The organism is Streptomyces sp. NPDC050264, from assembly GCF_040655895.1.
Lineage (GTDB): Bacteria > Actinomycetota > Actinomycetes > Streptomycetales > Streptomycetaceae > Streptomyces.
The window spans coordinates 1-13,987 of record NZ_JBFAKV010000036.1 but is presented as its reverse complement, the minus strand read 5'-3'; the positions used below and the strand labels follow the sequence as shown (position 1 = coordinate 13,987).

Below are 13,987 nucleotides of genomic sequence, written 5' to 3'. Positions count from 1 at the left end.
CGGTGATAACGCTGGAGACATGGGCGCAGCGGTTGGGGTGATGAAAGGAATCGGCATGGCATCTCAGGCAGTTCTGGAGGCGGGCCGACTGTCCGCCATAGCGAAGATCCTCGACCGGGCGGGCGGCCATCTCAGCGCCGCGGTCCACGACGAGGCGGAGATACCCGGGGTCCAGTCGCTCCTCGCGCTCTCGCGCAGCGCGTCGTACGACGTGACCTGCGCGGTGCGGCACGCCGTCACCGGCGAACTCGGCCTGGCACAGCAGCACTTGGAGGCGGCCCGCACCGCCCCCGACAAGCACGAGGTGGCAGCCGCCGGCATGCCCCGCCCCCTGCCCGCCGGAGTGCGCACCGCGCTCCAGCTCCTGCGCGGCATCACGGGGTTCTTCAGCGCGGAGACGGAGGCCGCGTTCGTCCGGGCCCTGAGCGCGGACGGCAACGGGGGGCGCACGGGCGCCTGACGCGGCGCGGCCACATCGCGCGGGGCGCCGACGCTCCGCGCTGTCGCCGTTTCCTCCGAGTATTTTTCGCTGCCTGCTCGCGGTCTCGTGCGGGCGGCCCGTGGGGTCGAACTCGCCGCGTGGGCCGGGGAGCACCGCCGCGCGCCGGCCGTGCGCCGTGCTTGTCGCCGGCGTGGCGCGGCCGGGGATCCGTACGCGGAGGCGTCCGTACGCGCCGGTGAACTCGCCCGGCCGTGAAGTCCTCGCGATGAGCGCCGCTATGCCCGCGCTCCGGCCCCATCGGCGCGGCGGCCCGTGTGCCACCAGGACTGACCCGCCGCCGGTTGACCAGGGCGAGCACGGTTGCCGCGCCACGGGTGCCGGTGGCGCGTCGCAACGGATGCCTTGACAGGGTCACGACCGCTTGTATGGTCTAGTCCAAGCAGCAACGGCCGTTCCGCTTACGGAAGTTCGCCCTGCGTTCACGGGCGGACATTCCGCTGTCCCTTCGCGCCTCTTGGCCCCACCCACGAGAGGCCGGCCCGACCGCGCGCCCCCACATTCCGCGCTGTCGGGAAGACCTGCAGTGAAGGAGTACGTATGAACGCCAGAAGGAAGACGGCCGCGCTCATCGGCGCGGCGCTGGCCCCCGTCATCGCCGTCAGCCTGCCCGCCGGATCGGCGAGCGCGCACGGCTACATCTCGACCCCGCCCAGCCGTCAGGCGCAGTGCGCCGCGGGCACCGTGTCCTGCGGTGACATCACGTACGAACCGCAGAGCGTCGAGGGCCCGAAGGGGCTGACGAGTTGCAGCGGCGGCAACAGCCGGTTCGCCGAACTCGACGACGACTCCAAGGGCTGGGTCGCCACGTCCGTCCCGCGCAATGCCAGTTTCGAATGGAAGCTGACGGCCCAGCACGCCACCAGCACCTGGCAGTACTTCGTCGGCGGCCAGGAGATCGCCGAGTTCAATGACAACGGTGCCAAGCCCGGCGCCACGGTCACGCACCAGGTCGACTTCGGTTCGCTGACCGGCCGTCAGAAGGTGCTGGCCGTCTGGAACATCGCGGACACGACGAACGCGTTCTACGCCTGCATCGACGTGAACGTCGGCGGCTGACGCCCCCCGATCGGCGGCGCCGCGAGCCTTCCCCCCACGGCACGCATGCGCGTCATGGCTCGCGGCGCCGTACCCCCCACTTCTCCATCCGATTGGAGCACCCCCATGCGCCGTCGCATCCTCGCCCTGCTGACCGCCACCGCGTCAGCGGCCACCATCGGATCCCTTGCCCTGGCGGCACCCGCGTCCGCCGAGAAGACCGACGCCCAGGCCGACTTCGTCGTCACCCAGGCGCAGTTCGACCAGATGTTCCCGGGCCGGAACTCGTTCTACACGTACGAAGGGCTGAACGCCGCGCTCAGCGCCTACCCGGAGTTCACCGGTACGGGCAGTGACACGGTGCGCAAGCAGGAGGCCGCCGCCTTCCTCGCGAACGTCGGCCACGAAACGGGCGGCCTTGTCTACGTCGTCGAGCAGAACACCGCCAACTACCCGCACTACTGCGACACTTCGCAGTCGTACGGCTGCCCGGCGGGTACCGACAAGTACTACGGTCGCGGGCCCATCCAGCTCAGCTGGAACTTCAACTACAAGTCCGCGGGCGACGCTCTCGGCATCGACCTGCTCCACAACCCCGACCTCGTACAGAACGACGCGGCGGTCTCCTGGAAGACCGGCCTGTGGTACTGGAACACGCAGACCGGCCCCGGCACCATGACTCCGCACAACGCGATGGTCAACGGCGCCGGATTCGGGGAGACCATCCGCAGCATCAACGGCAGCCTGGAGTGCAACGGCGGCAATCCGTCGCAGGTCCAGAGCCGCGTCGACAACTACAAGAAGTTCTCGCAGATCCTCGGGGTCGACCCCGGTGCCAACCTGAACTGCTGACGGCGCATCAGGCCGGGTCGGCGTTCGTACGGACGACCGGCCCGGTCTCGGCGCGCACGCGCCCCGGGCGATTCGTCCAGGTGTGATGTGATCGACCACTATGAGCGCTCAGCCGGATTCCTCACGTGACACAGCCGACCTGTCGGACCGGACGGAGCAGAACCTCGCCGAGCACGCCGGCCATCTGCACCGCCGCCTCCCGGGCGCGACGGTCACCGCGACAGACGACCTCCTGATCGCCGACAGCGGTCTCGACGACGACACCTTCAACATCGTCGCCGCGGCCCGCTTCACCCCCGACACCGCCCAGGACCGGATCACCGAGACGATCACGGCTCTGGCCGCCACCGGCCGCCCCTTCTCCTGGTGGGCGGGGCCCGCCTCGACGCCGCCCGACCTCACGGCCCGGCTCACCGACGCCGGCCTGCCCGCGACCGAAACCGAGACGGCCATGTGGGCCGAGCTGACCGACACACTGCCCCAGCCCTACGTCGACGGCCTGGACGTGCACCCGGTGACCACGCCCGAGCGGCTCTCCGACTACGCCGCCGTCCTCGCCGCGAACTGGGAGCCGCCCGCCGGGACGGTCCGCAACTTCTTCCTGCGGACCGCGCCACAGGCCCTGGCGGCCGACTGCCCGGCCCGCTACCTGGTCGGCTACGCCGGGGGCCGCCCGGTCTGCTCGGCCGAGGTCTTCCTGCACGCGGGCGTCGCCGGGATCTACAACATCAGCACCCTCGCCGCCCACCGCCGTCGCGGCTACGGCGGCGCCATCACCCTCGCCGCCCTGCACACGGCCCGCCGCGGCGGTCACCCCCTCGCGGTGCTCCAGGCCTCCCCGGACGGCGAACCCGTCTACCGCCGGCTCGGCTTCCGGGCCTTCGGCCGCTTCACCGAACATGCCGTCGTCCCCGGAAGGGCGCCGTCCTCCGGCATCTAGACTGGGGCGTCGGTCTGCGCGGAAGGACGGAAACAGTGGCGGCAGGTTCACGAGGGTCGGCCGAGGCCGGGTTCAGCGACCCGTCCGCCGAGGTGCTCGACCAGGCGGCCGAGGCGTTCGGCCTGCTCGCCGCCCCCACGCGGCTGCACATGATGTGGGCCCTCGCCGGCGGCGAGTGCGACGTGACCGGGCTCGCCGAGCGGGTCGGCGGCGCGCTGCCCGCCGTCAGCCAGCACCTGTCCAAGCTCAAGCTCGCCGGCCTCGTACGGTCCCGCCGCGAAGGGCGCCGTCAGGTGTACTACGTAGACGACCCGGACGTCGTGACGGTGGTCCGGCTGATGGTCGGCCAGCTCACCGAGCGGGCCGAGCAGTCCGGCGCGTCGGTACGCCGGCTGCGCGGCGGCGGAGCCTGAGCGACGCGGTGTCCGTCCACGACCACGCCGTCTTCCGCACGGCCGAGGCCCCCGCCGTCGGCCCGGCCCCCGGTGACCTGTCCGCGCTGCAGGTGCTGCGCGCCCTGGACAGCACACCGCGCGGACTGACCGAGGCACAGGCGGGGGAGCGGCTGGCCCGCCGCGGAGCGAACACCGTGCCCGGCCGTCGTCCGCCTTCGAGGCCGGCGCGGCTGTGGCGGAGCCTGCGCGACCCGTTCACCGCCGTCCTGTTCTGCCTCGGCCTCGTCTCCGCCGTGGTCGCCGCGTGGGGCACCGCCTGTGTGATCCTCGCGCTGGTCGCCGTGAGCTGCGTGCTGCGGGCGCAGGGCGAGCACCGCGCCGACCGCTCCATGGACCGGCTGCGCGGACTCGTCGCCACCACCGCGAGCGTGCAGCGCCGCACCGCGTCCGGCGCCGCGCCGCGGGTCCGGGAGATCCCCGTCGACGACCTGGTCCCCGGCGACGTGGTCCGCCTCGCCCCCGGCGACCTGGTCCCCGCCGACGTACGCCTGCTCAGGGCCCGCGGCCTGACCGTGCACCAGGCGGCCCTGACCGGCGAATCCGCGCCGGTGCCCAAACAGCCGGTGGACCTGCCCGGCGCGGGCGACAGCGCGCACCTGCTCTTCCAGGGCAGCAGCATCGCCTCGGGCGCCGGCACCGGCGTCGTGGTGGCGACCGGCGCCGACACCCGCTTCGCCGCTGTGCGCACCGCCGGGCACGCACGGACGGGCTCCAGCGCCTTCGACCGTTCCGTGCACGGCATCTCCTGGGTGCTGATCCGCTTCATGCTGCTCACGCCGCCGCTCGTCCTGATGGCGAACGCGGCCCTGCGCGGCCGCGGCCTGGAGACCCTCCCGTTCGCGGTGGCCGTGGCGGTCGGCCTCACCCCGGAGATGCTGCCGGTCATCGTGACCACCTGTCTGGCCCGCGGCGCCTCCCTGCTCGCCCGCACCCACGGCGTCATCGTCCGACGGCTGCCCGCGCTGCACGACCTCGGCGCCGTCGACGTCCTGTGCGTCGACAAGACCGGCACGCTCACCCAGGACCGCCCCGTCGTCGACCCCGGCCGCACCGACGCCGAGGCCCTGCACTGGGCGGGCGCGTCGGCCTGGTGGACGCTGCAGACCGCGGAGCCCGCGGACCCCGACCCGCTCGACGAAGCCCTCCTGGCGGCCACGGGCCCCGACGACTGGGAGGCGTACGACGGTGTCGACGCACTCCCCTTCGATCCCGTACGCCGTCTCGCCACCGCCGTCGTACGGGAACCCGGCGTCCTGGGGACACACACCCTCGCGGTGAAGGGCGCGGCGCAGGAGGTCCTGGACCGCTGCGTGCTCGACGCGGACGAGCGTGCCGAACTGCTGCGCCGGGCCGCGGGCCGCGCGGCCGACGGGGTCCGTCTGCTGGCCATCGCCACCGCGCGGCGCCCCGCCCGCACCCGCGCCTACACCCCGGCCGACGAGCGGGGCCTGACCTTTCGCGGCTTCGTCGCCTTCCACGACGCCCCGGCCGACACCGCGCACGACGCCGTACGCGCCCTCACCGAGCGGGGCGTCACCGTCAAGGTCCTGACCGGCGACGACCCGGTGACGGCGGCCCGCGTCTGCCGCGACCTGGACATCGTGCCCGGGGACGTGACCACGGGCGAGCACATCAGGGACCTCACGGACGCGCGGCTCGGGGAGCTGGCCGCCCGCACCACCGTGTTCGCCCGCTGCGCCCCCGAGGACAAGGCCCGCGTCGTCACCGCCCTGCGCGCCCATGGCCGCACCACCGGCTACCTGGGCGACGGCGTCAACGATCTGCCCGCGCTGCGCGCCGCCGACGTCGGCATCTGCCCGCGCGACGGTGTCGGTGTGGCCCGCGAGAGTGCCGACGTCGTTCTCGCGGAGAAGGACCTCACGGCCATCGAGCACGCCGTCGTCGCGGGCCGGCACAGCAGCGCCAACATCGCCTCGTACCTGCGCATCACGCTCTCCTCGAACCTGGGCAACGTGATCGCGATGCTCGTGGCCGCGCTCCTGCTGCCCTTCCTGCCGATGCTCCCGGCGCAGGTCCTCGTGCAGAACCTGTGCTTCGACGGGGCGCAGCTCGCCCTCGCCCACGACCGCCCGGACCCGGCCGACCTGTGCCGCCCGACGGTGCTGCGGCCGCGCGCGTTCCTCCGTCTCATCACCGGATTCGGTGCCCTCGGCGCGCTCGCGGACCTCGCGACCTTCGGTGTACTCGCCCTGTGCCTGCCCGGCGCGCTCGACCTGAGCGACGAGGCCGCCTTCCACGGGGGCTGGTTCACCGAGAACCTGCTCACCCAGGCCCTCGTCATGCTCCTGCTGCGCACCGGCCGCCGCGCGGCCGAGGGCCGCACCCCGGGTCCCGTGCGCTGGGCGGCCACCGGCCTCGCGGTCATCGGCATCCTGCTTCCGCTCACTCCCCTCGGCCCGCTGCTGGGCATGACGGGCCTGCCCGTCGTCTACTACCTGCTGCTCGCCGCCGTCCTCGCGCTGTACGCGGCAGCGCTGCGGCGGGTGACGCACACATGTGCCCATGTCCTGACGCAGTAGGGACGTCGCGGGCGCGGGTAGGCGGTTCCCGAACGCACCCGACGCGGGGTGTGCGCGTCGAGCGAGGGGAAACAGCTGCTCATGCGGCGTCAAGTACGGCTGTGGCGACGGGGACTGACCGTCCTCGCCGTCTTCGCGGCAGCAGGCTGCTCGGCCACCGCGGACATGGGGAGCGACGGCGCGCCCGGTCCCGAACCCTCCCCGACGGCGTCGGCCGGCACCCTGCCCGGTCTGCCGACCGGGCAGGAGGCGCGCAAGGAACTGTCCGGGCTGGCCGTGGCGGCGCAGGGCTCGATGGCCGGCTACAGCCGCGACAAGTTTCCGCACTGGGCCGAGCAGGGCGACTCCTGCAGCACGCGTGAAGTGGTCCTGGAGCGGGACGGCAAGGACGTGCGCCGCGACGACGAGTGCCGCCCCCTGTCCGGGACATGGGCCGGCGTCTACGAGAACAAGTCGTTCACCGACCCCGAGGGCCTGGACATCGACCACACCGTTCCGCTCGCCAACGCCTGGCGCTCAGGCGCGCGTTCATGGACCGAAGAGCGGCGCAAGGCCTTCGCCAACGACCTGACCCACCCCCAGCTCCTGGCCGTCTCCGCCGCCACCAACCGCGCCAAGGGTGACCAGGGACCGGACGAGTGGCGGCCGCCCGCGAAGACGTACTGGTGCGTGTACGCGAGGTCGTGGGTGTCGGTGAAGACGACGTACGAGCTGTCCGTCACGGACGCGGAGAAGAGAGAGCTCGGCTCCATGCTGGGCACCTGTTCCCCATGAGCGGGCACGAGGAACTTCGGGACACGGTCCGGGCGGGCCCCGGCGGCGCCATGACCGATGAGGTCGGTGTGATCACCGGCGACGTCACCATCGCCACCACCCTCCTGCCCGACGGCCGGGCGCGCGTCGCCGTCCAGTACACGCGGGCCGAGGAGTGGTACACGCTCACCGGCACCCCCGTGGCGCTGCCGCCAGGCGGCCTCGCGGCCCTGCACGCCGACGCCCTCGGACGCGTCCGGCGCGGCGGCGGGGCCGCGTACTAGGAGCTGCTCTCGGGGCGCCCCGTGCTCCCGGCGCCTTCGGCGCTCTCCTCCTTCATCGCCTTCGTCTCGCTCTTCAGGATGCGCAGGGACTTGCCCAGGGAACGGGCGGTGTCCGGCAGCTTCTTCGAACCGAAGACCAGGATGATCACCAGCCCCAGGATGAGCAGGTGCCAGGGCTCCAGTGCGTTGCGGAACATAAGGGGCACTCCTTGTCGTGATCGCGCCTATGGGCACGGCGTGCGTACCGCATCCTCAGCATTACTTGCTACATTGCGCAACCGTACAACCCTGAGGGGACTTCGCACGTCACCTCCAGTAGGACGCAGAGGATGAGGGCACGTCGATGACGCAGACTCCCGAGGCACCGGCCGAGCGCACCCGCCGCAAGGGCCGGGCGGCGCGCGGCGACACGGGGCGCCGGGGCGCCCGCCGACGCCGACGCGGCAGGCTGCGGTTCGGCCTCGCGGCGGGCCTGGCCTTCCTCGTCCTGGTCACGGCCGGCGCGGGCTGGGTGTATCTGCGGCTGAGCGGCAACATCGACACGTTCGGCGCGGACGGAGTGTCCAAGAACCGCCCGGACGCCGACGCGTCCAAGGGCGAGAACGTCCTGGTCATCGGCACGGACGCGCGGACCGGCGGCAACAGCGAGCTCGGCGGCGGCGACAAGAGCGACGTCGGCCGCTCCGACACCGCGTTCCTGCTGCACGTCTACGCCGACCATGAACACGCGGTCGGGGTCTCCGTGCCCCGCGACACCCTGGTCACCATCCCGCCGTGCAAGCTCCCCGACGGAACATGGAGCGAGACCCGGACCGGGGTGATGTTCAACGCGGCCTACTCGACGGGGGAGACGGCCGAGGGCAATCCGGCGTGCACCCAGAACACCGTGGAGAAGCTGACCGGGCTGCGCGTCGACCACACCGTCGTCGTCGACTTCAAGGGCTTCTCGCAACTCACCGACGTGGTCGGCGGCGTGAAGGTCTGCCTCCCGCAGGACGTCTACCAGAACGACCTCAACCCGAACCGCGCCACCCGCGGCAAGCTCCTCTTCGAGAAGGGCGAGCAGACGGTCTCCGGGCAGCGGGCCCTCGACTACGTCCGCATCCGGCACGGCATCGGCGACGGCTCCGACATCGGCCGCATCAAACGCCAGCAGGCGTTCGTCTCCAGCCTCATCAAGAAGATCAAGGACGACGGGTTCACCCCCACCAAGCTGCTGCCGCTCGCCGACGCCGCCACCAAGTCGATGACCGTCGACCCCGGCCTCGGCTCGGCGGACAAGCTGCTGAAGTTCGCGATGACGCTGAAGGACGTGGACCTGCACAACACCAAATTCGTCACCATCCCCTGGAAGTACGACGGCGACCGCGTCGCCGTCGTACAGCCGGACGCCGACGCGTTGTGGGCCGCGCTCAAGGACGACCGCACCCTCGACGGAAAGGACGCCGGGGCCAAGAACGGCGGGAAGGCGGCCGCTTCGCCCACCCCCTCGCCCACCGTCCAAGAGGTCTCCGGTGCGGGCGTGTCCGTCGCCGTCTACAACGGCACCATGACCAAGGGCCTCGCCTCCACCGCCGCCGAGGCGCTGACCGACCACGACTTCACCGTCACCGGCACCGCCAACGCGGCCGCCCAGGACCACGCCACCACCACGATCGAGTACGGCCCCGGGCAGCGGACCGACGCCGAGGAAGTCGCCCGTCTCTTCCCCGACGCCGAGGTGCGGGCCGCGGACACGGAGGGCATCGCCGTCGTGCTGGGAGCGGACTACACCGGCAGCGCGTCCCCGTCACCGGCCCCCACGTCCGTCCCCTCCGGCGTGGCCGAGGACGCGCGCTCGGCCGACGAGGACCTCTGCTCCAACCTGTCCTACGGATGACCGCCGGGCAGTTCGGCGCGCACGGTGCGGGCCGCCGTGACCAGGGTCTCCAGGGAGGCCCGCACCTCCGGCCAGCCGCGGGTCTTCAGTCCGCAGTCCGGATTGACCCACAGCCGGGACGCCGGTACGGCCCGAAGTCCCTTGCGCAGCAGGCCGGTCACCTCGTCCGCGTCCGGCACACGGGGGGAGTGGATGTCGTACACGCCGGGCCCCGCCTCGCGCGGGTAGCCGTGCGCGGCCAGTTCGTACGCGACCTGCATGTGGGAGCGGGCCGCCTCCAGGCTGATGACATCGGCGTCGAGGTCGTCGATGGCCCCGACGATGTCACCGAACTCGGCGTAGCACATGTGCGTGTGGATCTGGGTGTCGGGACGCACGCCGCCGGTGGCGAGCCGGAACGCCTCGGTGGCCCACCGCAGATAGGCGGGCCGGTCGGCGGCCCGCAGCGGCAGCGTCTCGCGCAGGGCGGGCTCGTCGACCTGGATCACCGAGGTGCCGTTCGCCTCCAGGTCCCCGACCTCGTCGCGCAGGGCGAGCGCGACCTGGCGCGCGGTGTCGCCGAGCAGCTGGTCGTCGCGGACGAACGACCAGGCGAGCATGGTGACGGGCCCGGTGAGCATGCCCTTGACCGGGCGCGGGGTCAGTGACTGCGCGTACGTCGTCCAGCGCACCGTCATCGGTTCCGGCCGGGAGATGTCACCGGCCAGGATCGGCGGCCGCACGCAGCGGGTGCCGTAGGACTGCACCCAGCCGTGCCGCGTCGCCAGGTATCCGGTGAGCTGTTCGGCGAAGTACTGGACCATGTCGTTGCGTTCCGGCTCACCGTGCACGAGAACGTCGAGCCCGGCCTTCTCCTGGAAGGTGATGACCTCGCCGATCTCCGCCGCGATCCGCTCCTCGTACGCGGCCGTGCCGATCCGCCCGGCCCGCAAGTCCGCTCGTGCGGTACGCAGTTCACCGGTCTGCGGAAAGGAGCCGATGGTCGTGGTCGGCAGCAGGGGCAGGCCGAGATGGGCGCGCTGGGCCGCGGCCCGTTCGGGATATGACGTCGAGCGGCGCGTGCCGGCGTCCATGACGGCGGCGGCGCGGGCCCGCACGGCGGGGTCGCGGGTGATGGGGGAGGCGGCGCGGGAGGCCAAGTCGGCCCGGTTTGCGGCGAGTTCGGCGGTGATGGCACCCGTTCCCCGGGTCAGTCCCTTGGCGAGGGTGACCACCTCGGCCGTCTTCTGCCGGGCGAAGGACAGCCACCGCAGGATCTGCGGATCGAGGTCGCGTTCCCGCGCCGCGTCCAGCGGGACGTGGAGCAGTGAGCAGGAGGCGGCCACGTCGACCCGCTCGGCGAGCCCGAGCAGGGTGCCCAGTGTGGCGAGGGACTTCTCCAGGTCGTTCACCCAGATGTTGCGGCCGTCGACGACGCCGGCGACCAGCCGCTTGCCGGGCAGTCCGCCGGCCGCGGCGAGCGCGTCGAGGTTCGCGGCGGCCGGCCCGGTGAAGTCCAGGGCGAGCCCTTCGACGGGGGCCTTGGCCAGCACCGGGAGGGCGTCGCCGAGACGGTCGAAGTACGAGCCGATCAGCAGCTGCGGACGGTCCGTGAGCGAGCCGAGATCGCGGAACGCCCGCTCGGCTGCGTTCAGTTCGGCCGCGGTGCGGTCCTGGACGAGAGCGGGCTCGTCCAGCTGTACCCAGTCGGCTCCCGCGGCGCGCAGATCGGCGAGCACCCGCGCGTACACGGGCAGCAGCCGGTCCAGCAGGGTCAGCGGCACGAAGTCCGCGGCGACGCCCGGCGCGGGCTTGGCGAGCAGCAGGTAGGTGACGGGGCCGACGAGCACGGGCCGCGGCGTCAGCCCGAGCGCGAGAGCCTCGCGCACCTCCTGGACCTGCTTGGCGGAGTCGGCCGCGAACACCGTGTCAGGACCCAACTCCGGGACGAGATAGTGGTAGTTGGTGTCGAACCACTTGGTCATCTCCAGCGGCGCCACGTCCTGGGTGCCGCGGGCCATCGCGAAGTAGCCGTCGAGGGCGTCCGCGTCGACGGCGGCGCGATGGCGCGCGGGCACGGCCCCCACCATGACGGTCGTGTCCAGGACGTGGTCGTAGTACGAGAAGTCGCCGGCCGGGACCTCGTGGAGGCCGGCGTCCGCGAGGTCCTGCCAGTGTGTGCGGCGCAGTTCGGCGGCGGTGGCGCGCAGCGCGTCGGCGTCGACGCGGCCCTTCCAGTACCCCTCGACGGCCTTCTTCAGTTCCCGGTCGCGCCCCTGGCGCGGGTAGCCGTACACGGTGGCGCGCGCCGATCCGGCTGTGTTCCTGCTGGTCACGGAGATCTCCTTCGCGAGATGAATCCCTGAGATCCCGGCGACGGGACGAGAGACGCGAAGGGGTGACGGACCGGGCGGCCCGGACCGCCGCGAGAGGGCACGGTCGTCCGCCCGATATGTTCGCCGACCCGCCCTCGAGGTCGCCAGGATGTCCGCGCACGCGTCGTACGCACACGGGCAGTTGGCAGGTCTTCGGACTCGCGGGCACGCCTCGTGTCGTACGAGACATCTACTGGCCGTCGCTTCCCAGGCCCTTGGCGGGGCCCAGTGCTGATGACGGCGGTCGTTCCCACTCACCGCTGCGGGGCAGTCCCGGATTCCCACCGGGTTCCCTCTTGCGACGCATCCCGCCTGGCGGACGGGGCGAACCAGCTGCGTCGATCAGCGTACGGGGTCGCCCGCCGGTGCTCAATGCCGACCCGACGACGCCCCGGGCCGGCGCTACCAGGGGGCGGGCCAGGTGCCGGGGCCGCCGCCGCGCCAGTCGATCAGCGGGGACTCCGCCACGTCCGACGCGTCCACGTCGAGTCCGGCCCGGCGCAGGAACTCGGCGACGTCGCGCGGCTCGTGCGCGAGTCCGAGGATCTCGCCGTCCACGCGGACACGGCGCCCTCCGTCGGGCGAGGGCTGGTGGACGATGACCGGTTTGCTCATGCTCCCACCGTCCGGCGTGCCCGCCGCTTGCGCATCCTGAGACCCGGCGCCCCTGAGGCTGGGCGCATCAGGTGACCCGTCCCGCGTGGCGTCACACGTCGTGTGCGGGCCCTTTTCAGGATGGTCGCGTCAGGCGCCGGCGGTCGGCCGCGCACGGCTCGAACAGGAGAGAGAGCCCTGGTGGCCGTCGCCCTCGTCCGCAACGATCCCGCGCCCGCGACCCCGCCACGACAGCGGAACCGTCCACACGGGGACCCCGGCACCGCGGTCGCCGTCGCCGTACCGGCCGCCGTGATGGCGGCCGTGGGGACCTGGGGGCTCGACCGCGACGGGGTGTGGGGCGACGAAGGCGTCACGCTGCAGATGGCCCACCGCACGCTCCCCGAGATCGCCCGCCTGGTGTCGCACATCGACGCGGTGCACGGCCTCTACTACGCGCTGATGCACTTCGTCCTCGCCCCGTATCCGGGCGAAGTGCTGCTGCGGCTGCCCTCGGTGCTGGGAGCGACGCTGACAGCCGGCCTCGTGGGCCTGCTGGGCTCGCGGCTGGCGCGGCCCCGGGTCGGGCTGTGGGCGGGACTGCTGTACGCGGTGACCCCGTTCGTCGGCCGCTACGCACAGGAGGGCCGCTCCTACGCGTTGGTGGCCGCCGGTGTCCTGGCGGCGACCGTCGCGCTGACGCGTGCCGTGCACGAGGGCGGACGACGACGCTGGCCGGCATACGCGCTACTGCTCGTCGGAACAGGGTGGTTGCACGAGATGTCGGTACTCGCCCTGGCGGCGCACGCGTGCACGCTGTGCTGGGCCCGGGTGCCCTGGGCGGTGTGGCGGGCGTGGCTGGCGACGGTGGCCTGCGTGACGATCTCGCTGCTGCCGCTCCTCTTCGTCTCGCACGGGCAGAGCGCCCAGGTCGCCTGGCTGGACGTGCCCGGCAGGGAACAGGTGCGCGGCCTGGCGTACTCCTTCGCCGGCCCCACCGAAGCGGTGTGCGCCGTCGTGCTGGCGTTCGTGGCGGTGGGCGTCTGCGCGTCGCTTCCCCGCCGGGGGCGGCTGTCGTTGCGCGGGGTGGCGTTGCCGTTGGCGGTCGTGCCGCCCGCCGTGCTGCTGGGCATCTCGCAGTACCAGCCGCTCTACTACGACCGCTATCTGCTGTTCTGCCTGGCAGGCGTTCCGCTGCTCGCGGCCGCGGGCGCGGAACGGATCGTGCGGCTGGTGCCCGGGCCGAGGAGCCCTCGGCGCCCGGCCCCGGGCCTGCTGCTCGCGGCGGGCGGCGCGGTCGTGGTGGGGGTGTCGTTCCTCGCGCAACTGCCGGTGCATGAGCACGACCGCGGGCCGTCGGCGAGATCGGACGACCTGAGGGGCCTCGCGGTGCTGGCCGCGCGCGAACTGCGGCCGGGAGACGCGGTGCTGTTCGTGCCGTCACCGGGCGCCCGGCGCGCGGCCGCCGCCTACCCCGCCGACTTCCCGCACCTCCACGACGTCGCGCTGGCCCGCACGGGCCCGGAGGCGGGCGAACTGTACGACGCGGAGACACGGGCGGCGACGCTGACCCACCGGCTGCGGACGGTCGGCCGGGTGTGGGTGGTGATCGATCCGCGCGCCCTGAAGCCGGGCTGGACGCCCACGAGCCCGACGGACCGGACCAAGGTCGACGCCCTGCGACGGGACTTCGAACTGCGCGAGGAGCACACCACCCGGAGCGGCACGCTCCGGCTCTACGTGCGGCCCTAGGCGCCGTTTCTCGGATCGCCTGACGTGGCAGGGTTGTTGAGGTCAGG

13 protein-coding genes and 1 riboswitch are annotated in these 13,987 nt (G+C 72.7%); of the genes, 10 read left to right on the top strand and 3 right to left on the bottom strand.

Annotation, left to right across the window (positions count from 1 at the left end; translation table 11 throughout):
* The first annotated feature begins 55 nt into the window (after positions 1–55).
* From AB0J02_RS39615 to AB0J02_RS39580, 8 genes are all read left to right on the top strand, one after another.
* A complete protein-coding gene (locus AB0J02_RS39615) occupies positions 56–460 on the top strand; it encodes a hypothetical protein (protein WP_363198753.1) in 405 nt (134 codons plus the stop codon).
* Between the two features lie 579 nt (positions 461–1,039).
* Positions 1,040–1,558 (top strand): lytic polysaccharide monooxygenase auxiliary activity family 9 protein, encoded by a 519-nt coding sequence (locus AB0J02_RS39610; RefSeq protein ID WP_363198752.1) that lies wholly within the window; start codon positions 1,040–1,042, stop codon positions 1,556–1,558.
* Positions 1,559–1,663: 105 nt separating this feature from the next.
* The gene (locus tag AB0J02_RS39605; protein WP_363198751.1) at positions 1,664–2,389 is read left to right on the top strand and encodes a chitinase; all 726 of its coding nucleotides are present in this window, start codon (positions 1,664–1,666) and stop codon (positions 2,387–2,389) included.
* A gap of 100 nt (positions 2,390–2,489) precedes the next feature.
* Positions 2,490–3,329: a GNAT family N-acetyltransferase gene (locus AB0J02_RS39600; protein WP_363198750.1), complete on the top strand. Its 840-nt coding sequence runs from the start codon at positions 2,490–2,492 to the stop codon at positions 3,327–3,329.
* Between the two features lie 35 nt (positions 3,330–3,364).
* Positions 3,365–3,742, top strand: a complete 378-nt coding sequence (locus AB0J02_RS39595; RefSeq protein WP_363198749.1) for a metalloregulator ArsR/SmtB family transcription factor — start codon at positions 3,365–3,367, stop codon at positions 3,740–3,742.
* An 8-nt stretch (positions 3,743–3,750) separates the two neighbouring features.
* Positions 3,751–6,324: a magnesium-translocating P-type ATPase gene (gene mgtA, locus AB0J02_RS39590; RefSeq protein ID WP_363198748.1), complete on the top strand. Its 2,574-nt coding sequence runs from the start codon at positions 3,751–3,753 to the stop codon at positions 6,322–6,324.
* Positions 6,325–6,405: 81 nt separating this feature from the next.
* The gene (locus AB0J02_RS39585; protein WP_363198747.1) at positions 6,406–7,098 is read left to right on the top strand and encodes an HNH endonuclease family protein; all 693 of its coding nucleotides are present in this window, start codon (positions 6,406–6,408) and stop codon (positions 7,096–7,098) included.
* Complete coding sequence (locus AB0J02_RS39580) at positions 7,095–7,361, top strand: hypothetical protein (RefSeq protein ID WP_363198746.1); 267 nt, start codon at positions 7,095–7,097, stop codon at positions 7,359–7,361. Before AB0J02_RS39585 ends, AB0J02_RS39580 begins: the two co-directional genes overlap by 4 nt.
* Here AB0J02_RS39580 and tatA read toward each other — a convergent pair.
* A complete protein-coding gene (gene tatA, locus AB0J02_RS39575) occupies positions 7,358–7,558 on the bottom strand; it encodes a Sec-independent protein translocase subunit TatA (protein WP_363198745.1) in 201 nt (66 codons plus the stop codon). The two genes, AB0J02_RS39580 and tatA, sit on opposite strands and share 4 nt — an antisense overlap.
* A gap of 146 nt (positions 7,559–7,704) precedes the next feature.
* Between tatA and AB0J02_RS39570 the strand changes: the two genes are divergently transcribed.
* Positions 7,705–9,240 (top strand): LCP family protein, encoded by a 1,536-nt coding sequence (locus AB0J02_RS39570; RefSeq protein ID WP_363198744.1) that lies wholly within the window; start codon positions 7,705–7,707, stop codon positions 9,238–9,240.
* Here AB0J02_RS39570 and metE read toward each other — a convergent pair.
* Entirely contained in the window at positions 9,231–11,555 is a 2,325-nt protein-coding gene (metE, locus tag AB0J02_RS39565) for a 5-methyltetrahydropteroyltriglutamate--homocysteine S-methyltransferase (RefSeq protein ID WP_363198743.1), read from the bottom strand. The genes AB0J02_RS39570 and metE overlap by 10 nt on opposite strands.
* A 165-nt stretch (positions 11,556–11,720) precedes the next feature.
* Positions 11,721–11,943, bottom strand: a riboswitch (cobalamin riboswitch).
* A gap of 53 nt (positions 11,944–11,996) precedes the next feature.
* Positions 11,997–12,209, bottom strand: coding sequence for a hypothetical protein (locus AB0J02_RS39560; RefSeq protein WP_363198742.1), 213 nt, complete (start codon positions 12,207–12,209; stop codon positions 11,997–11,999).
* Positions 12,210–12,389: 180 nt separating this feature from the next.
* On the opposite strand from AB0J02_RS39560, the gene AB0J02_RS39555 reads away from it, so the two are divergent.
* Positions 12,390–13,940 (top strand): glycosyltransferase family 39 protein, encoded by a 1,551-nt coding sequence (locus AB0J02_RS39555; protein ID WP_363198741.1) that lies wholly within the window; start codon positions 12,390–12,392, stop codon positions 13,938–13,940.
* Positions 13,941–13,987 lie beyond the last annotated feature (47 nt).